At 53.0% G+C, this 20,317-nt stretch carries 17 protein-coding genes; 12 read left to right on the top strand and 5 right to left on the bottom strand.

Features of this window, described 5'->3' with window-relative positions; translation table 11 throughout:
* The first annotated feature begins 245 nt into the window (after nt 1-245).
* From hpf to argH, 11 genes are all read left to right on the top strand, one after another.
* A complete protein-coding gene (hpf, locus tag PRIO_RS30775) occupies nt 246-797 on the top strand; it encodes a ribosome hibernation-promoting factor, HPF/YfiA family (protein WP_020431975.1) in 552 nt (183 codons plus the stop codon).
* A 319-nt stretch (nt 798-1,116) separates the two neighbouring features.
* Nucleotides 1,117-3,624, top strand: coding sequence for a preprotein translocase subunit SecA (gene secA, locus PRIO_RS30770; protein ID WP_020431974.1), 2,508 nt, complete (start codon nt 1,117-1,119; stop codon nt 3,622-3,624).
* A 457-nt stretch (nt 3,625-4,081) separates the two neighbouring features.
* Nucleotides 4,082-5,195, top strand: a protein-coding gene (gene prfB / locus PRIO_RS30765) for a peptide chain release factor 2 (RefSeq protein ID WP_099091760.1) whose coding sequence is annotated in 2 segments (ribosomal slippage) — nt 4,082-4,153 and nt 4,155-5,195 — 1,113 coding nt in all. Because the reading frame shifts where the segments join, the coding sequence is not laid out codon by codon here.
* A gap of 104 nt (nt 5,196-5,299) precedes the next feature.
* Nucleotides 5,300-6,193, top strand: coding sequence for a YitT family protein (locus PRIO_RS30760; protein ID WP_020431972.1), 894 nt, complete (start codon nt 5,300-5,302; stop codon nt 6,191-6,193).
* A 148-nt stretch (nt 6,194-6,341) separates the two neighbouring features.
* Complete coding sequence (gene argC, locus PRIO_RS30755) at nt 6,342-7,397, top strand: N-acetyl-gamma-glutamyl-phosphate reductase (RefSeq protein WP_039790654.1); 1,056 nt, start codon at nt 6,342-6,344, stop codon at nt 7,395-7,397.
* A gap of 21 nt (nt 7,398-7,418) precedes the next feature.
* Complete coding sequence (gene argJ, locus PRIO_RS30750; RefSeq protein ID WP_020431968.1) at nt 7,419-8,651, top strand: bifunctional glutamate N-acetyltransferase/amino-acid acetyltransferase ArgJ; 1,233 nt, start codon at nt 7,419-7,421, stop codon at nt 8,649-8,651.
* A gap of 40 nt (nt 8,652-8,691) precedes the next feature.
* Complete coding sequence (argB, locus tag PRIO_RS30745) at nt 8,692-9,510, top strand: acetylglutamate kinase (protein ID WP_020431966.1); 819 nt, start codon at nt 8,692-8,694, stop codon at nt 9,508-9,510.
* Nucleotides 9,511-9,777: 267 nt separating this feature from the next.
* Nucleotides 9,778-11,064, top strand: coding sequence for an aspartate aminotransferase family protein (locus PRIO_RS30740; protein WP_020431963.1), 1,287 nt, complete (start codon nt 9,778-9,780; stop codon nt 11,062-11,064).
* Nucleotides 11,061-12,029, top strand: coding sequence for an ornithine carbamoyltransferase (gene argF / locus PRIO_RS30735; RefSeq protein ID WP_020431961.1), 969 nt, complete (start codon nt 11,061-11,063; stop codon nt 12,027-12,029). The genes PRIO_RS30740 and argF overlap by 4 nt, the downstream gene beginning before the upstream one ends.
* A 365-nt stretch (nt 12,030-12,394) precedes the next feature.
* On the top strand, nt 12,395-13,630 hold the full coding sequence (locus tag PRIO_RS30730) for an argininosuccinate synthase (protein ID WP_020431959.1): 1,236 nt from the start codon (nt 12,395-12,397) through the stop codon (nt 13,628-13,630).
* An 80-nt stretch (nt 13,631-13,710) separates the two neighbouring features.
* Nucleotides 13,711-15,126 carry an argininosuccinate lyase gene (gene argH, locus PRIO_RS30725; RefSeq protein WP_020431958.1) on the top strand — a complete coding sequence of 472 codons (1,416 nt, stop codon included), beginning with the start codon at nt 13,711-13,713 and terminating at the stop codon, nt 15,124-15,126.
* Nucleotides 15,127-15,784: 658 nt separating this feature from the next.
* On the opposite strand, the gene PRIO_RS30720 is transcribed toward argH, so the two are convergent.
* From PRIO_RS30720 to PRIO_RS30710, 3 genes are all read right to left on the bottom strand, one after another.
* Nucleotides 15,785-16,570, bottom strand: a complete 786-nt coding sequence (locus PRIO_RS30720; RefSeq protein WP_020431957.1) for an alpha/beta hydrolase — start codon at nt 16,568-16,570, stop codon at nt 15,785-15,787.
* 92 nt (nt 16,571-16,662) lie between these two features.
* A complete protein-coding gene (locus tag PRIO_RS30715) occupies nt 16,663-16,980 on the bottom strand; it encodes a hypothetical protein (protein ID WP_046505922.1) in 318 nt (105 codons plus the stop codon).
* Nucleotides 16,977-17,180, bottom strand: coding sequence for a helix-turn-helix transcriptional regulator (locus tag PRIO_RS30710; protein WP_046505920.1), 204 nt, complete (start codon nt 17,178-17,180; stop codon nt 16,977-16,979). The genes PRIO_RS30715 and PRIO_RS30710 overlap by 4 nt, the downstream gene beginning before the upstream one ends.
* Before the next feature lie 269 nt (nt 17,181-17,449).
* Between PRIO_RS30710 and PRIO_RS34220 the strand changes: the two genes are divergently transcribed.
* Nucleotides 17,450-18,043, top strand: a complete 594-nt coding sequence (locus PRIO_RS34220; RefSeq protein WP_020426076.1) for a DL-endopeptidase inhibitor IseA family protein — start codon at nt 17,450-17,452, stop codon at nt 18,041-18,043.
* 140 nt (nt 18,044-18,183) lie between these two features.
* On the opposite strand, the gene PRIO_RS35815 is transcribed toward PRIO_RS34220, so the two are convergent.
* Nucleotides 18,184-18,591 carry a CBS domain-containing protein gene (locus PRIO_RS35815; RefSeq protein ID WP_141639039.1) on the bottom strand — a complete coding sequence of 136 codons (408 nt, stop codon included), beginning with the start codon at nt 18,589-18,591 and terminating at the stop codon, nt 18,184-18,186.
* A gap of 223 nt (nt 18,592-18,814) precedes the next feature.
* Complete coding sequence (locus PRIO_RS30695; protein WP_020426073.1) at nt 18,815-20,239, bottom strand: VanW family protein; 1,425 nt, start codon at nt 20,237-20,239, stop codon at nt 18,815-18,817.
* Nucleotides 20,240-20,317: the final 78 nt, after the last annotated feature.

The following is a 20,317-nucleotide window of genomic DNA, read 5'->3' as shown; positions in this document are numbered from 1 at the left end:
ATGCTTGGAGAGAAGACTTGAAGCCCAACACTTTTTGGCAGTAAAGTTAAATAGCTTGAACTTATGTCCGGAAGGGGCTGCTTGCAGCTCTTTCCGGGTTTTTTTGCGGGCAGAAACATCCGTTTCTTCAGCTCCGGTATACAGTTACACCTTTTGTTAGGTGAATGTAAAGGCTGTCATGATTTGTTTTTTACTTAGCCCTGACAATTTGGTATAATGGCAATGTAAACAAAGGAGGAGTGCCCATGCAATTCAGCATTCGAGGTCAACAAATTGAAGTGACCGACGCTTTGAGAGATTATGTTGATAAGAAGCTCAGCAGACTTGAGAAGTATTTCGATGCACCCCCTACCTCAGAAGGATATGTGACGCTTGGCGTCGTTCGCGGCCTTCATACGGTGGAAGTAACAATCCCGCTGGCAGGTGTAACGCTTCGTGCGGAAGACCGCAGCGACGATATGTACGCATCCATCGATGCCGTGGTGGACAAGCTGGAACGCCAAATCCGCAAGCACAAGACCAAGCTTAATCGTAAATTCCGCCAGGAAGGAAGCCTGAAAACACTCTTTGTGGAAGGCGCACCAAGCAGCGTTGCTGTGGAGGAACAGGATTACGATGATTTGGAGGTTGTGCGGAACAAGCGCTTCACCTTGAAGCCGATGGACGTAGAAGAAGCGATCCTGCAAATGAACATGGTTGGACATAATTTCTTCGTGTTTTCCAACATCGACACTTCTGAAGTCAGCGTTGTTTACAAACGCAATGACGGCAAATATGGTCTGATTGAACAAGACTAGGTCTGGTGCATGAAGCCCGGCCGGGACTTGGGATAGGCGGTTTGCTTCAAACTCACGCAGAAAATTAACCGAGCCCCTATTCGCCTTAAGCGAATAGGGCTCTTGTTCGTATATATATGATGTGAGTATGACAATTTAGCGGCACTTTGGCTGAAGAGGGCTCACTTGAAAAATAAGGTTGGAGCTGCTTGTATTGCGGCTTGTCTTACAAACTGTTACAATTTATGAAGCAGCGGAATCGAAATCTTATATGGCCCTTTCAATATTTAGTGAGGATGGGCTCGGTTCCACCATCTGTGTTGCATGAAAGGGGTTAACCATGCTAGGACTTGTAAAAAAAATATTCGGCGACACCAACGAACGTGATGTCAAACGTCTTATGAAGACGGTCGATGTAATTAATGGGTTGGAGCCCGATTTTGTATCGCTTTCCGATGAAGAATTGAGAGCCAAGACTGCTGAATTCCGTGCCCGGATTGAGAAGGGCGAAACCTTGGAAGAACTTCTTCCCGAGGCATTTGCAACCGTACGCGAAGCTTCCAAACGGACGCTGGGCATGCGGCATTTTGACGTTCAATTGGTTGGAGGCATGGCGCTGCATGAAGGCCGGATCTCCGAGATGAAGACAGGTGAAGGCAAGACGCTGGTAGGTACTCTGCCAGTCTACCTGAACGCATTGCTTGGCAAAGGTGTGCATGTCGTAACAGTCAATGACTATCTGGCTCAGCGGGACAGCGCGCAGATGGGACAAATCTATAACTTCCTGGGCATGACGGTTGGGGTGAACCTGAACGGCATGGACCATGCTGATAAACAAGAAGCTTATGCCTGCGATATTACGTATGGCACTAATAATGAATTCGGTTTTGACTATCTGCGCGACAACATGGTGCTCTATAAGGAGCAGATGGTTCAGCGTCCGCTCTATTTCTGTATTATTGATGAAGTTGACTCCATTCTGATTGATGAAGCGCGGACTCCTCTTATTATCTCCGGGCAAGCCGAGAAATCCACGGAGCTGTACTATGCAGCAGACCGTTTCGTGAAGAGACTTACTGCTGAAGAAGATTATACGGTTGATATTAAGGTGAAATCCGTAGCTTTGACTGAAAAGGGTGTGGCTACGGCAGAACGCGCTTTTGGCGTTGAAAACCTGTATGACCACAGCAATGTAACCCTGAATCATCACATTGTTCAAGCGCTCAAGGCGAACGTCATTATGCGCCGCGACGTTGACTACGTAGTGAATGAGGACGAGGTTGTTATTGTCGATGAATTTACCGGCCGGTTGATGGCTGGGCGCCGCTACAGTGATGGATTGCACCAGGCGATTGAAGCCAAGGAAGAAATTCAGGTGCAGAATGAGAGCATGACCCTGGCCACGATTACATTCCAGAACTACTTCCGGATGTACCGCAAGCTGGGCGGCATGACGGGTACCGCGAAGACTGAAGAAGAAGAGTTCAAGAAGATCTATGGTCTGGAAGTCCTGCAGGTGCCAACCAATAAGCCGAATCAGCGTGTGGATATGCCGGACGTTGTGTACAAAAGTGAAAACGGCAAGTTTAACGCGGTTGTAGAGGAAATTGTGGAGCGCCACAAGAAGAATCAGCCTGTACTGGTAGGTACCGTATCCATTGAAAATTCGGAACGTGTATCCGAGATGCTAAAACGCAAAGGTGTCAGACACCAGGTGCTGAATGCGAAGCATCATGCGGCAGAAGCAGAGATTATCTCGCATGCCGGCCAGCCGGGAACAGTAACCATTGCTACGAATATGGCGGGACGCGGTACGGATATCGTATTGGGTGAAGGTGTGACGGATCTGGGCGGTCTGCATATTATTGGTACAGAACGCCATGAATCGCGCCGGATTGACAACCAGCTGCGCGGACGCGCGGGACGTCAAGGCGATCCGGGTTCCACCCAGTTCTACCTGTCGCTCGGCGATGAACTGATGAAGCGTTTTGGTGCAGATAACGTGCTGAACATGATGGACCGTCTTGGTTTTGAAGAGGATCAGCCGATTGAGAGCCGCATGATTACGCGTGCTGTAGAGTCCGCCCAAAAACGTGTCGAAGGCAACAACTTCGACATCCGTAAAGTCGTCCTTCAATATGATGACGTCATGAATCAGCAGCGTGAGATTATCTACAAGCAGCGCCGCGAGATTCTGGAGTCTGACAATATCAAGGATATTGTGGTTGAAATGATCAAGCCGGTTATTGACCGTATCGTTAATGCACATTGCAGTGACGACATTCCGGAGAACTGGGAGCTGCAGGAGGTTGCTGATTATGTGAACAGCAAGCTTTTGGAGGAAGGCCAGTTGACCCGGGACGATCTGTGGGGCAAGGAAGTTGAGGAGCTCATCGAATACATCTTTAACCTTGTGCTGGAGAAATACGCAGCCCGTGAAGAACGCCTTGGCTCTGAGCTGGTGCGTGAATTCGAGAAGGTTATCGTGCTCCGCTCCGTAGACAGCAAATGGATGGATCATATTGATGCGATGGATCAGCTTCGTCAAGGGATTCACCTGCGTGCGTATGGCGGTACTGACCCGCTCCGCGAATATCAATTTGAAGGCTTTGAAATGTTCAATGCCATGACTGCCACCATTCAGGAAGAAGTTGCGACCTATATTATGAAGGCGCATATTGAAACCAACCAGGAACGTCAATCCGTAGTGGAAGAGAACAAAATTTCCACCAATGGCGAGCCTGCCGAGAAGCAGCCGGTACATGTTCAGGCTGCGATTGGCCGCAACGATCCTTGCCCTTGCGGCAGCGGCAAGAAGTACAAGAACTGCCACGGCCAGAACGCTTAAGCGCAGCAGGCCGATTGAGTTTAGGGATTTTGCACTTTGGGACTTGTTCCAGAGTCCGAAGGTTATAATGACAATAAAAAGCGGCTGGGCCCGGGGGATTCCCCGTTTGCGGCCCGGCCGCTTTTTTGGGCATTAAGACTTGGGTGAATGATTCAAGCAGAGAAGGATTGGAACTTGAATATAAAAAATATGGTGAAAGTAACGGAGGGGAAGTTTGGAACTGGAGGAGCGAACGCGTCCGCCTTTATGATTGAATTTCTACCGCGTCCAGCGGCTTAGATCAGGAAATTCAATCATAACAGCGGCCGGAAGTCCAAACATTCCCCGCAGTTACGGCCATCACCTTATGAAGTATTTGAAGTTCCGGGATTCTCAGATGGCCTTTTATTCCCCCTCTTTATGTCCAATAAGCCGCCCCGGCGCAATCATTTTATTTTGAAAGGTGAAGTGACTCCACATGATCGATGCTAATGTTAAGCAGGACCTGCGTGAAATAGGCAAGAAACTAACTGACCTTAGGGGGTCTCTTTGACTTAGATCTCAAGCAGGAAATGATCGCGAACTTCGAAGAAAAGATGGCAGCACCCGGGTTCTGGGATGATCCCGAAAAAGCGCAAGGTGTAATTGCCGAGATGAATGCGGTGAAATCATCCGTGGATCAGTACGAGAAGCTGCAGCAGGAATATGACGATGCAGCGATGATGGTAGAGCTGGCAGATGAGGAAGGCGATGCGGAGCTGGCGGCAGAAGTTGCCGAGACCATCCGCAGTGTAGGCGGCAAGGTCGATGAATTCGAGCTGCAGCTGCTGCTCAACCAGCCGTATGACAAGCTCAATGCGATTCTGGAGCTGCATCCCGGCGCTGGCGGAACGGAGTCCCAGGACTGGGGCCAAATGCTGCTGCGCATGTACACCCGCTGGGCGGAGAAACGCGGCTTCAAGGTAGAAGTCCTGGATTATTTACCGGGGGACGAAGCCGGGATCAAGAGTGTTACTCTGCTGATCAAAGGCTACAATGTCTATGGCTATCTGAAGGCGGAAAAAGGGGTGCACCGGCTGGTGCGTATCTCCCCGTTCGATGCATCAGGCCGGCGGCATACCTCCTTCGTATCCTGCGATGTGGTGCCTGAGATTACGGATGATGTCGAGGTGGAAATCCGTACGGAGGACCTGAAGATTGATACGTACCGTGCCAGCGGCGCGGGCGGTCAGCATATTAATACAACCGACTCTGCGGTGCGTATCACTCACCTGCCCACCGGCGTGGTGGTCACCTGCCAGAATGAGCGGTCGCAGATCAAGAACCGGGAACAGGCGATGAAGATGCTGCGTTCCAAGCTGTATGAGCGCAAGCTGCAGGAGCAGCAGCAGCAGCTTGATGAAATCCGAGGAGAACAATCGGATATTGCCTGGGGCAGCCAGATCCGCTCCTATGTATTCCATCCCTATAGTATGGTAAAGGATCACCGTACTTCCGTGGAAACCGGAAATGTCGGAGCAGTGATGGACGGCGATCTGGACGCTTTTATCGATGGATATTTGCGCAGCCAGATTAAGACGGAAGCTGAATAAGGGCATCATGATAATTCCTACGCGTCTTCGGAGGTGTAGGAATTTTTTTGAGAAGATTAGGAAGTCTATGCTTTAAGTATAATGTTAAGGAGAAAACAACCGGCATGCAAAAAATGAATTCACGCAATAAACCCCCGTTAATTCCACTCAATGGGCCCTTGCGCCATACGGTGGATATTCTGCTGATTCTGCTGGGCTCGCTGATTACGGCTCTGGCTTTCAATCTGTTTTTCCTGCCGAACAGAATCGCTTCCGGAGGGGTGTCCGGCTTGTCCGTACTCGCGGAGGCCTGGCTGGGAGCTGAACCGGCGTTCACCCAGTGGGCGCTGAATATTCCGCTCTTTATCCTGGGGGTGGTAATCCTCGGCAAGCAATATGGCCTGCGTTCGCTGCTGGGCAGCTTTGTGCTGCCGCTGTTTATTTTTCTGACGAAGGATGGGCCGGTTCCGACCACAAATCCGCTGCTTGCCTCCATTTACGGAGGGATTGGTGTGGGGCTTGGGCTTGGGCTGGTATTCCGCGGGCGCGGGTCTACGGGGGGACTGTCCATTTTGGCGCAGATCATTCAGAAGATTACGGGGTTCAGCTTCTCGCTGTCTGTCGTGCTGCTGGATGGTACGGTAATTACGCTGGCTGCTTTTGTACTGGGCATGGAACAAGCGATGTATGCCTTGATCGGCTTGTTTGTAACAGGTAAGGTGATCAACGCGCTGGAGGTGGGCTTCAGCACAACCAAGGTAGCGTATATCATTTCCGACCAGACGGAAGAGATTTCACAGGCGATCTTGAACGATTTGGACCGTGGGTTGACCAAGCTGAACGCGCAAGGCGGGTATACCGGGGATAGCCGTACGGTGCTTATGGTGGTAGTAGGGCAAAATGAGATCACCCGGCTGAAAGCGTTAGTGCGTTCTGTGGATCCGGGGGCGTTTGTGATTATCACGGAGGCGCATGAGGTGCTGGGTGAAGGGTTCAAAAGAGAGGTGCAGTCTCCTTAGGGGGCTGCTTCTTTTTTTGGCGAAATGCTTCGGGGATCTGTGCAGAATAAACTTGACGTTACATGTTGTATTTATATTAATTCAGTCGTATAATAATACATATTTCCAAGAGCGGTATTCATTTATTCATGAAAAGCAGGAAGCGGGGATGACAGTGACTGATAAGCTGAGAGCGGCAATTGTGGGATCAACGGGATATGGGGGCGTGGAGCTGATCAGGCTGCTGCAGGGCCACCCTGATATAGAGATTACTTCGGTGATTTCCTCTTCAAGCGCCGGTGCGCCTATTGAGGAGGGTTTTCCGCATTTAACGGGGATTGTGCAGCGCAATCTGGATGGAGTGGACGCGGCGGAGATCGCCGGGAGGGCAGATGTGGTGTTCACTGCAACGCCTTCGGGGGTAAGTGCCAAGCTGGTGCCGCAGCTGCTGGAGGCAGGACTGAAGGTGGTTGATCTGTCCGGTGACTTCCGGCTGAAGGACGGCGCGGAGTATGAGCAGTGGTATAAGCATCCGGCTCCGCCTGAAGCGTATCTGCAGCAGGCTGTATACGGATTATGCGAGGTGTTCGGGGAGCGTGCGGCTGGAGTGGATTTTGTCTCGAATCCGGGCTGTTATCCGACAGCTACCCTGTTGGGCCTGGTTCCGGCGCTGCAGGCTGGCTGGATTAAACCTGACAGCATTATTATCGATGCCAAATCAGGTGTATCCGGCGCAGGGCGGGGAACGAGTCTAACGGTCCATTTTGCCGAGATCAACGAGAATTTCAAAACCTACAAGGTCAACAAGCATCAGCACATTCCCGAGATTGAGCAGACCCTGACGGAGATCGCGGGAGAAAAGGTGACGGTGACGTTCACTACGCATCTGGTGCCAATGACCCGGGGAATTATGAGCACGATGTATGCCGGGATGAGTGGCGGGTACAGCGAGCAGGATTTTGTGGACTTATACCGTAAGTATTATGCAGGACGCCCTTATGTGCGGGTTCGTGATGCGGGTGTGCTTCCAGCCACCAAAGAGGTCAGCGGCTCCAATTATTGTGATATCGGTTTTGCCACGGATGCCCGTACAGGACGGGTAACGGTTGTATCCGTCATTGACAATATTGTTAAAGGCGCAGCCGGGCAAGCGATTCAGAACCTGAATTTGATGATGGGATGGGAGGAAACCCGCGGTCTTGGTTACACACCTGTGTATCCTTAAGCTTCAGCGGTCAACACTATAATGAGTGAGAAACAGGTTTTTACCGTCGTTGAGGGCGGAAGTGTCACAACCCCTAAGGGGTTTACGGCTGGCGGGCTGCACTGCGGACTCAAAAAAACAGAGCGCAACGACCTGGCGGCGATTCTCTGCGAGGTGCCTGCGACAGCGGCTGCGGTCTATACAACGAATGTATTCCAGGCTGCACCGCTGAAGGTGACGCGGGAGAGTCTGGCGAACGCGACGCTGCAGGCGGTTATCGTGAACAGCGGGAATGCCAATGCCTGTACCGGTGAACAAGGTGAAGCCGATGCTTATGAAATGCGTGCGGCCGCTGCCCGTGAGCTTGGGGTGAATGAATTGGACGTCGCGGTTGCTTCTACCGGTGTAATCGGCGAACTGCTGAAGATGGACCGTGTGCGCAGCGGCATTGCCGGACTGCCGGAGAAGCTGGATGGAGGAGCCGCCGGGGCGGAAGAGTTCTGCCAGGCTATTTTAACAACAGATCTGGTCAAAAAAGAATGCTGCGTCACAGTAAAGGTCGGTGAAGTGGAAGTTACCATCGCCGGAGCTGCCAAAGGTTCGGGGATGATTCATCCCAATATGGCGACCATGCTGGGCTTCATGACCACGGATGCTGTGATTGACGGCGAGGATCTGCTCAGTCTGCTGCGTACTGCGACCAACACCACTTTTAATATGATTACGGTAGATGGAGATACAAGCACCAATGACATGCTGGTGACGATGGCTAGCGGGCTGGCCGGGAATGAAAAGCTGACGCGGCTGCATGCGGACTGGGATGCTTTTGCCGCTGCGTTCACACATGTCTGCAAGAGTCTGGCTATGGCGATTGCCCGTGACGGCGAAGGAGCGACGAAGCTGATTGAAGTGCAGATTGACGGTGCAGTGCATGATGAGGCTGCGGCGGCGATTGCCAAGACAGTGGTCGGCTCCAGTCTTGTGAAATCGGCGATTTTTGGTGCGGATGCCAACTGGGGCAGAATTATTGCGGCGGTAGGACGCGCAGGAGTGCCGGTATCCCCGGAACGGGTAGATATCTCACTTGGCGGGATTGAGGTGCTCAGACAGTCGCGTCCGGTAGCTTTTGATGAAGAGCAGGCTCTGCATTATTTGCAAAAAAGCGATACCGTGCGGATTACCGTAGCTTTAGCTGACGGAGAAGGCAAGGCTACCGCCTGGGGCTGCGATCTGACGTATGATTATGTGCGCATTAATGCCGCATACCGTACCTGATTGACGGCTGGGCTGAGCTTACTGGGAGGGTACCGATACTATGACTTTTGAACCTGTTGAGAACCATAAGGCTGGCGGACTGTTCGTTATGAAATGTGGCGGCAGTACGCTGGCGGCGCTTCCGGATTCATTTTTTGACGATTTGCGGGAGCTGCAGCTGAGCGGTGCCCAGCCTGTTATTGTGCATGGCGGCGGACCGGCGATTTCCGGCAATCTGGAGAAGCTTGGCATTGAGAGCAGCTTTGTGAACGGCTTGCGGGTGACGACCGAGGAAGTGCTGGATGTGGTGGAAATGACGCTGGCGGGAAGCATCAACAAGGCGATTGTCCGAAGGATTCAAGGCAGTGGAGGGCAGGCGCTCGGCTTATCCGGTGTGGATGGGCGGCTGATTACGGCCCGGCTGGTTGCCAATAGCGGTGAAGTGGGGCTGGTCGGTGAAGTGACTGAGGTCAATGCAGAAATTGTGGCGGGTGTTCTGGCGATGGGCTATATCCCTGTGATCGCGCCGATCGGCGTAGATGCCGGGGGCCAGCGCTACAATATTAATGCGGATACGGCGGCGGGTGCGGTGGCTTCTTTTATCGGGTCGCCCCAAATGATTGTGGTCACGGATGTGCCGGGCATTATGCGCACCCTGGACGGACGCAAAACCGTGCTTCCGTCTGTGACGGTAGGGCAGATCGAAGACTTAATCAAAAATGGCGAAATCTATGGCGGGATGATTCCAAAAGTGCGTGCCGCGATCGACTGCATCCAGGGCAGTGTGTCCGAAGTCGTCATTGTTGACGGCAAGGAGCCCCGGGTGCTTAGCCGGGTGCTGCAGGGGGAAAAACTGGGAACACGGATTATTCGTTCATAACTAATAAGATGAACTAAAAAATTCATAAAAGGGTAGAAGTGCGGAGGGGAAGTTTGGAACTGGAAGAGCGAATGCGTCCGCCTTTGTCACCGGATTTCAACCGCAAAAGGCGGTTCAATCAAGAAATCTGGGGACAACAGCGGCTGGAAGTCCAAACATTCCCCGTAGTTACGACCATACCCCACAATGTAAAACTAAAGTTCAACTTATATAATAACAAGCGCTGACGGGAATGCCGGAAGCAGCATGGTGGGAGAGTGACTAAGAATGAGTGAGCTTACGCAAGCGGACAAAGATTCTTTGACAGGGGCACCGCAGGACCGTTCAGCAGAAACAGGGGTTCAGGAGGCTGCTCCTGCCAAGCTGGGTGCGGTATTCCCGTCCTATGCCAGATACGACATCAGTCTGGTTAAGGGTAAGGGCAGCTGGGTGTGGGATGATCAGGGCAACAAGTACCTGGACTTTATGTGCGGCCTGGCCGTAACGAGTCTGGGACACGCACCGGAGAAGGTTGGCGCGAAGCTGAAGGCGCAGATTGATACGCTGTGGCATGTCTCGAACCTGTTCCACATTCCTGGACAGGACCGGGTGGCTGCGCTGCTTACAGCGAACAGCTGTGCAGATCAGGTGTTCTTTTGCAACAGCGGGGCGGAAGCGAATGAGGCAGCGATCAAGCTGGCGCGCCGTTATCACCAGAAGGTGAAGGGAACGGGCCGCTATGAAGTGATTACGTTCGAGCAGTCCTTCCATGGACGTACTCTGGCCACACTGACGGCTACCGGACAGCAAAAGGTAAAAGAAGGCTTCCTGCCGCTTCCGGCAGGCTTCAAGACTGTGCCGCTGCACGATCTCTCGGCGCTGAAGGCTGCAATCTCCGGGAACACCGCAGCAATTATGCTGGAGATGGTCCTCGCTGAAGGCGGCGTGCTGGAGGTGCAGCAGGAATTCCTGGATGCGGTGGTTGAGCTGTGCAAAGAGCATGGCTTACTGCTGATCGTGGATGAAGTGCAGACCGGCATGGGACGTACGGGCAAGCTGTTTGCACATCAGCATTACGGCATTGAGCCGGATATCTTCACCTTGGCCAAAGGGGTGGCCAGCGGCTTCCCGGCAGGTGTCATGCTGGGCAAGGGATACCTGCGTGAGGCGTTCAGTCCAGGCAGCCATGCGTCCACCTTCGGCGGAACGCCGCTGGCCGCAGCGGTAATGGAAGCGACGATCGAAACGATGCTGGAAGATAATTTGGCGCAGCGTGCTGCCGACATGGGAGAATACCTGAAGGGACTGCTCGGAGACAAGCTGGCGGATACGCCGTTTGTGAAGGAGATCCGCGGCAAAGGCCTGCTCATTGGCATCGAGTGCGCGGCACCGGTAGGTGATATCGTGCTGGCCGGACAAAAGCGCGGGCTGCTGTTCGTGCAGGCCGGCCCCAACGTCATTCGGCTGCTGCCTAACCTGTACGTAAGCGCCGATGAGATCCACCAGGCGGTGGACATCCTTTCGGAACTCATTCATACTTATGCTAACAATGGAAAGTGGGAGGCAGGTTCATGAGCCAGGAAGTGAAAAGCGGTGCACAACAAATCGCGCAGCAGCTCAAAGGCCGTGATTTGCTGGAGCTGAACGACTACAGCCCGGAGGAAATCACGTATTTGATTGATTTGGCGATTGAGCTGAAGCGGAAGCAAAAAAGCGGGGAGGTCTATCAGCCGCTGAAGGGCAAGACGATTGGGCTTATTTTTGAAAAATCCTCGACCCGCACACGCGTGTCATTCGAAGTGGGCATGTACCAGCTCGGCGGCCATGCGCTGTTCCTGAGCAAAAATGACATTCAGCTCGGACGCGGCGAAACCGTCGGCGATACGGCGCAGGTCATGTCCCGTTATCTGGACGGCATTATGATCCGCACCTTCGGCCATGACAAAGTAGAGGATCTGGCCCGTTATGCTTCGGTGCCCGTCATCAACGGACTGAGCGATCTGGCCCATCCGTGCCAGGTGCTGGCTGATTACCAGACCGTCTACGAGCATAAAGGCAAGCTGAAGGGCCTGAAGCTGGCCTACATCGGCGATGGCAACAACATGGCGCATTCCCTGCTGATCGGCGGTGCCAAGCTGGGCGTGCATGTCTCGGTTGCCGGACCGGAGGGCTATGAGCCGGATGCGGCTGTTGTTGCGGAGGCGCGTGAGATTGCCAAGGAAACCGGAGCGTTAATCGTGGTTACCCGCAGCCCGCAGGAAGCCGTACAGGACGCCGATGTAATCTACACAGATGTCTGGGCGAGCATGGGCTTTGAAGCCGAGCAGCTCGCGCGTGAGGCCGCGTTCAAGGATTATCAGGTCAACGAGGAGCTGGTCAAAGGCGCGAAGAGCGACTACCTGTTCCTGCACTGCCTGCCGGCTCACCGTGAGGAAGAGGTCAGCACCGGCGTGATCGACGGCCCGAATTCGGTCATCTTCGACCAGGCCGAAAACCGCCTGCATGCGCAGAAAGCGTTGATGGCGGCATTGATGGGCTAAGGACCGTATTCACGGGCTAAGCTATAGCTAAGAGTATTCAGCGATCTGGAGTAAATCAGGATTGGTCATGCAAATCAGGCAAGGCTCTTGCTTGGTCTTATATTATATAAAACACTATATAGGTTGAACTTAGTATTGAGCGTTAGATTCCGGTGCATAGCAGCGGAGTGAAAGTTTGGAACTGTAGGAGCGAATGCGTCCGCCTTTGTCTCCGGATGTTATCCGCAAAGCGGTATAATCAGAAACATCTGGAGACAACAGCGGCCGGAAGTCCAAACATTTCACGCAGCTGCGTCCGGGCACCGGAATCTGCACGCCTGTCTGGGTTCATCCTATATCCCCACACGAAAGGAAGTCGCACCCCCATGCCAAAAGAAAAAATCGTACTCGCCTACTCCGGCGGGCTGGATACCTCGGTCATCCTGAAATGGCTGAAAGAAACCTATGATGCGGAGATTATTGCTTTTACAGCCGATATCGGCCAAAAGGAAGAGCTGAACGGCCTTGAGGAAAAAGCCCTCGCAACCGGCGCGTCGAAGGTCTACATCGATGATCTCCGTGACGAATTCGCGAGCGACTTCATCTACCCGATGTTCCAATCGGGCGCTTTGTATGAAGGCCAATACCTGCTCGGCACAAGCATCGCCCGTCCGCTGATTGCAAAGCGTATGGTGGACATCGCCATCGCGGAAGGCGCAACGGCGATTGCCCACGGCGCAACCGGCAAAGGAAATGACCAGGTGCGCTTCGAACTGAATGCGGCGGCCTTGTCGCCAAGCATCAAGGTGATTGCGCCTTGGCGGCTCGAAGAGTTCCGCAGCCAGTTCCCCGGCCGGGCGGAAATGATCGCCTATGCGGAAGCGAACGGCATTCCGGTTCAGGCCTCGGCGGCCAAGCCGTATTCCATGGACCGCAACCTGCTGCACATTAGCTACGAGAGCGGCGTGCTGGAAGATCCGTGGTTCGATCCAAGCGCACCGGAGAACAAGGGAATGTTCCTCCTCAGCAACGCGCCGGAGGATGCCCCGGATCAGCCGGAATACCTGGAGCTGGAATTCCTCAAGGGAGATTGTGTCGCACTGAATGGCGAGCCGCTATCTCCACTGCAGGTCATGGAGAAGTTGAATGAGCTGGGCGGCAAGCACGGCATTGGACGCGTGGATATGGTGGAGAACCGTTTTGTCGGCATGAAGAGCCGCGGCGTGTACGAAACGCCAGGCGGAACCATCCTGTTCACCGCCCACCGCAAAATGGAGTCCATCACGATGGACCGCGAAGTGATGAACCTGCGCGACAGCCTGATTACCCGCTACAGCACACTCGTGTACAACGGCTTCTGGTTCGCGCCTGAACGCCTTGCGCTGCAGGCGCTGGTGAAGGAAAGCCAGAAGAATGTTACCGGCACCGTGCGCGTCAAGCTGTACAAAGGCAACATTATCGGAGCCGGCGTAAAGTCACCGGTCAGCCTGTACAATCCGGAGATTGCTACTATGGAAGCAGACCCGACCCAGGCCTATGATCAAGGGGATGCAACAGGCTTTATCCGCCTGAATGCCCTGCGTCTGAAGGTTTCGGCGGGCGTAGCAGAATCGAACAAATAACATAACCAGACCGCTGAAGGCCGTTCCTCCCGTCAGGACAGGGGCGGCCCTTCTAGCGTCAATAAAGGAGGATACAACAGGTGAGCAAGCTGTGGGGCGGACGTTTTACCAAAGGAACGAACAAACTGGTGGAGGAATATACGGCCTCCATCGGGTTCGATAAGGTACTTGCTGAAGAGGATGTGCAGGGCAGTCTGGCTCATGTCACTATGCTGGGCAAATGCGGCATCCTGCCGCAGGAAGATGTAGAGACGATCAAGAATGGACTGAACAAGGTACTCGGCAAGGTCCGTGCGGGGGAGATTGTTTTTTCCGTGGCAGATGAAGATATCCATATGAATATCGAAAAGAATCTGATCGAGGAGATCGGCCCGGTCGGCGGCAAGCTGCACACCGGACGCAGCCGCAACGACCAGGTGGCTACGGACATGCACCTGTACTTGCGCAATCGGGTGGTCGAACTGGTAGCTCTGCTGCATGAGCTGCAGGAAGCGCTGATCGGTCAAGCCAAAGACAACGTGGATACGATCGTGCCGGGCTACACGCATCTGCAGCGTGCCCAGCCGATCCTGTTCGCTCATCACCTGCTGGCTTACGTGTCCATGTTCCGCCGCGATGCGGAGCGTCTGACGGACAGCTACAAGCGGATCAATGTGCTGCCGCTGGGAGCAGGCGCGCTTGCGGGGACCACCTTCCCGATTGACCGTCATTTCGTAGCGGAACAGCTCGGGTTCGACGGTGTCTATGAGAACAGTCTGGATGCAGTCAGCGACCGGGATTTCATCGTCGAATTTCTGGCCAACGCGGCACTGGTGATGACCCACCTCTCCCGGCTGAGTGAAGAACTGGTGCTGTGGAGCAGCACGGAGTTCAGCTTCGTGGAGCTGGACGATGCCTTCTGCACAGGCAGCAGCATTATGCCGCAGAAGAAGAACCCGGATGTGCCGGAGCTGGTGCGGGGCAAAACGGGCCGTGTCTACGGCAACCTGATCGGCCTGCTGACGGTGCTCAAGTCCCTGCCGCTGGCATACAACAAAGACATGCAGGAAGACAAGGAAGGCATGTTCGACACCGTAGCCACTCTGACAGGAGCGCTGCAGCTGTTCGCGCCAATGATCTCCACGATGAAGGTGAACAAAGGCCGGATGCGGGAAGCCGTCAATACTGACTTCTCCAACGCGACTGATATCGCTGACTTCCTGGTAGGCAAAGGTCTGCCTTTCCGCCAGGCGCATGAGGTCATCGGCAAGACGGTGCTGTACTGCATTAACGAGGGCAAATTCCTGCTGGATCTGACGCTGGAGGAGTTCAAGCAGTTCTCCCCGCTGTTTGACGAGCAGATCTACGCTGTGCTGCAGCCGGAGGCTGTGGTGAACGCCCGCAACGTCTATGGCGGTACGGCTACGGTGCAAGTGAAGGCCGCGATTGAACGGGCAGAGGCAGCCTTGAATGAGGCTAGTGAGTGGATTGCGCAGCACGTAAATACTATCCGGTAAAATAGGCCGATTGGCTACAATAGACTGCTGATCAGATTGCTGGATAGATTCTGAATAGATTGCTGGATATACGGCTGGATAGATTGCCGAAATGAACAAAAAACTGTCTTTCACCGCATCACCGGATGTGGGGAGGACAGTTTTTTTTATGATATAGAAAATCTGTCCGGAAACTACGGCAGAACTGCCGTTGTCGGAAGCCCTGGAGTGGAAAAAGGAAACTTAAATTCCTCAGAAATCAACATTCCCGAGGATTAAGTGGAATAAGGGAACTTAATTCTGCGATATTCCCATATCCGGAGCGAAATGTGCTGAAATAGGGATACTTTTTCCACTTAACCAGCCGAGCTGCTTGATGCTCAAGCCAATTAATGATACTTTTTCCACCTAAGCAGCTAAAGAAGCGCCAAGAAGACAGGTACTCTCTTACATAAACTGCTTGGCACCAAAAGTACCTACCTTTGAATTCTGCGTAAGCGGGCAATTTGAGGAAATGAGAGGTTCCACGACAAGCTAAGTTCTATCAGGACTTAGCTTGTCGTGCGCCACCTTAGCTAGCTCCGCGTCCACCTTAACTTGTTGTGCTTTCACATTCATCTTAGCTAGCTGCGCGTCCACCTTAGACTTGCGGTGCGTACACCTCAGGCTAAACCTGCCCTTATTTTTCTAGCGGCAGCCAGGCCAGCACATCACGGATTTTGGTATCCCAATAACCCCATTCATGTTCGCCCGGACCTTCCTCGTAGGTTAAGGACAGCGATGTCTTGGCACAGGCCTTGCGGAAGGTTTGGTTGTTCTCATAGAGGAAATCCTCCGTTCCGCAGCACTGGTAGAGCAGCGGTTTGGGCCCCTTGGAGCGGTCTACCTCTTTTAGCAGATATAGCAGATCATCAGGAGTGTTTTCAATGCTCTGTTTACCAAAAACCCGCTCGTACTCTGGGGACTTCCTGGCAGGGTCCTCGGGGTTCATGAAATGATGCGCCATATCCAGCGCTCCCGACAGACTTGCCGCCGCCGCAAAAGTGTCAGGCTTGCGCAGGCCCAGCTTGACCGCCCCATAGCCGCCCATCGAAAGCCCGGCGACAAAGGTATCCTCGCGTTTGGGGGACAGGGGGAAGAATGAACGGGCGAGCGCGGGCAGCTCTTCACTGATAAAGGTCCAATACCGGCCTCCCTCGGCCATGTCCGTATAAAAGCTCCGGTGCACCTGCGGCATCACCACCGCAATCCCCATTTGCGCGACATAGCGCTCAATAGAAGTACGTCGGAGCCAGATCGAGTCGTCATCTGACAGGCCATGCAGCAAATAGAGTGTCGGGTGCAGCTCTCCTTTAGTAACATTGCTCATGCCAATCTGGGTGGTGGTCTGCTGCGGCAGAATCACCGTCATGGAGGTGCTCAGTCCCAGTACATCCGAATAAAATTTGCATTCGATCAAAGCCATTTTATTCTCTCCTTTCTATTCAGCCCAATAATAGCACAGCACAAAATAGATATATATTGTAGAAGTCTCTCGAATTATTACTCGAAAGGATTCTACAGTCTGGTATCAAAGAATTTTAGTGTAACTAAATCCACTACATTACGAAAGGATATTGCAAGAAAAGCAAACAATAGAGCGCGATCTAAGCTAAGCGTAATGTCAACAAACAATGAAATAATCATCACGGTTGCAAGCAGAAGCATTAAAAAGTCATTGTATCGTGAAGATATCTGATGTGTTTTATTTTGGATGCTTTGCCAACGCTCATCATTTTTATATTCTACTTGTTTTTTTGCTTTGTAGACATATAAATATAATGTAGCAGCCCCCACAATAATTAATATAATTAACATAAATGCCTGATCCATCATTTTTCTTCCTCCTGTTCAAATACATCATTAATTGAAACTCCAAAAGCCTTTGCAATATTAAAAGCCAATTCCAAAGATGGGGTATATTTGTACTTTTCAATCGAAATAACTGCTTGTCTGGAAATGCCGACTTTTTCAGCTAAATCTGCTTGTGTCCAATCACGTTCGGCCCTTAATACTTTAATTCTGTTTTTTATCAACGTAACGAACTCCTTACTCAATGTAATCGTTTGTTTACATTATAAATGTAACTACATGATTACAATTTGTCAATAAAAAAGAACCGCAGGCAAGCTGAAAGAAAACAGAATGTCCGTCATATTTTTTTCGCGATGTGTGGGGAGGCGGAGCTTTATTATTTTTTTCTGCCGTAATCTTGTTTTGACCCTATAGGGAATTGGGTATTTTAGCTTAAAAGCTGCAGTAAGGTATAGAGTACTTATCGCACAACTATAAGGAGGAACTGATAATGAACAAAAAAGTGCTGCTCAGCTCAATCGCTCTTTCACTGGGTCTGGTATCGGCGGGGAGCGGAGCGTTCGCGGCTACGCCAGCTTTTGGAGTTGAAGGTGTAAAGGCGGTAGCGGTATCCGCACCGGGCAAGGAAGGTCCGGCAACGATTAACAATCTGACGGTGAAAAGTGTGATCCCGCTCCTGGTTCACGCCAAAAAGCTGTATACATATACCAGTCGCGGGGGCGTGACGTTCCAACCGGAAACGTTTCAATATAAAGGGACGGAGTACCGTTATCTCTCCAGTGATATTGGGAGCAAGCAGCAGCTGATGAATTACGTCAAACGCGCCTACACGCACAATGCCGCTGCGTTTTATGTGCAGACACAGTTTTTGGAGCAGAACGGAAGAATGGCACAAGTGAACACCGATATAGGCAACTCAATGCAGTATGATAAGGCGACAGCACGTATGGTTTCGAAGACTGCGACCGCTGCTGTTTTTGAGTTAAGTGTGCCGGATCAAGGGATGAACCAAAGCGTAGTGGTGAAGCTGAAGAAAGTGAGCGGATATTGGAGAATTGACATGTCTCCGGATACGCTGTTTTAATAGCGGGGCTGGCAGGAGGGATGGAGAAGCGGAAAAGCAGCAGCCGGGTCCGGGCAGACTGAGTGGATGGCAAAGGGGAGCCGGTGAGGAAGGCAAAGGGGATGTACAGAGCTTCACTGGGTATGCACTTGGGAGGGGAGTTAATGCTGCTCCTGTGTCAGGTCAGAAACATACACCACACCGGCAAAAGCTCCTTCCTCCGTAACGATAATGCAGTCGTTCCTCATCGCTTCAGGGCGTTCCAAGGCTGATATCAGAACGTGTTCCGGCGGGGTAGAGATGTCAACAGCCAGCGGTTTGCGGTTCATGAGCCTGGTTACGGATTCCCGGTAGAACAGCTCCATACCCGAACGTCCGGTAACCTTGAGGAAAAAGCGTTCACACATCAAGAGACCAACCGGCGTATGGTCTGGATTGCAGACAACGAGGCATTTGGCTTCGGGGTGCTGGAACATCACGCGGAGGGTTTCACGGCAGGTATAGGCAGCGGGGACGGCTGGGGCGCTGCGGAGCAAGGCGGATAATGGATTGGAAGCAATTAAGCTCATAGCAGTTCATCCTTTCTATTCCAATTCTGCCTCAAGGATACCACTCCATCGTAAAGAGCATATGTTACCGAGGTAAGCGCAATGTAAAGCAGGGGAGGGAAGCTCCTGCCCAGTTAATCTTTATGGCAAAAAGGCGGCAGGACTATGATTGTCCTGACCGCCTTTTTGATGAGATGCAGGGTAGAGCATACTGACTGGAAGCCGCCAGGCGTATTGGCTGCAATCACCCCCGCACCCCATCCTCCACCAGAGGCTGCCTGCGGGAATCAGGCTGGATGGACTTGCCCATGCCGCCCCGGTTGATGGCGATGATGCGTTTTTGTGCGTAATAGGTGTCCCGGGAGAGCAGCTTCTTCTCCACGGCTTTGCCGTCAACGAGCCGGGTGATGTAGGTTTCAACGATATAGCCGGTTCTTCCGTTCTGGATCACCCGTGTGCCTCCGCGCGGGAGTGAAGGATCGCTTACATATTTGTCGGCGGGTGCAAGCAGCTCCACCGTCCGGGACTGGACCAGGAAGGTGACGTTCTTCGGGAACGTGCCGAACAGCTTCACGGTTAAGGTGCGGCCTTGGACGGCGGCATGGATAATCAGAGATTTGCCGGTGTTGTTGCGGAAGCGGAAGTTGATGTTGCCTTCAGAAAAGGTAGCATCCTGTCCTTTGGGCAGATAGTTAACCGGCAGGGAATGGTTGCGCCGCTCCACGATTTCGAGCCCTGAACGCAGGGCGGCGTTATACAGCGTGCTGGATACCTGGCAGATCCCTCCGCCCACCCCGGGCTGCAGCCTGCCGTTGACGATCACCGGTGCTTCCCGGAAGCCGGTGTCAGCCTGGGCTTTCTGGATGGCCTTGCCGTAATCGAAGACTGCGCCCGGAGGCAGAAGGGTGCCGTTGACAGCTTCGGCGGCAGCCTGGATATTAAAAGTGCGTCCGGGGCCGCTTGCTCCGAGGGAGGTGCTGAACTGCGAAATTTTCCGCTCGATGCCCTGCTCTTTCAGGATTTTCAGCGTGACCTCCGGCTGCCGGATGCTGAGCGGAACTTCAAGCATGATCTGTTTGCCCTTAAGGCTGTCGGCATTGTGGAGTGACAGGGGGACTGCTGCCTGCAGGATAAGCTCCAATGCACGCCAGTCTACCTCATAGGTGGTCTTCTCAGGCGTGTATACCACACGGTCATCTGCGGTGATGCGCCGTACAGCGTCAACGGGGACGCCAAAGGTTTCCTTTTCCCAGTCTGGACTCAGACTTTTCTGCAGCTGTGCCAGATCCAGATGTACCCCGAGCTCCCAGCTGCGGGGAAAACTCCAGCGCGCGCGCACCCGTTCCAGCAGTCCGCCTTCGGTGAGCGTATTCAGTCCCTGCAGAAATTTCTCTGCCTCATACGTCATGCCTGCCTGCCGCAGCGTAACCGTGAGCCGGGTGTTAGGCTCTGCTTTCAGCACCAAAGGAACCGCCCCCAGCGCCTGCAATCTGGTGGCTAGTCCCGCACGAACGTCAGCTATTTCCATACCCCCGACGTCCCAGCCGGCAACAAGGGTTTTTGGGGGGAGTGTCTGCTGGCTGCCATATAAATGAAGTCCTCCGGCTACAAGGGAGCCGGCCAGAATCAGGCCGATCAGGGCAATGAGGGCGGCATGGATTTTTTTCATGAAAGATCTCCTTCAGTTGGGCGGATTTGCGCGGATGGGGCGCAGGCCAGGAATACTAGACTTATTGAATGGCTTTTG

The sequence above is a fragment of the Paenibacillus riograndensis SBR5 genome (assembly GCF_000981585.1).
GTDB lineage: Bacteria > Bacillota > Bacilli > Paenibacillales > Paenibacillaceae > Paenibacillus_AQ > Paenibacillus_AQ riograndensis.
This window is presented reverse-complemented; position numbering and strand designations above follow the sequence as displayed.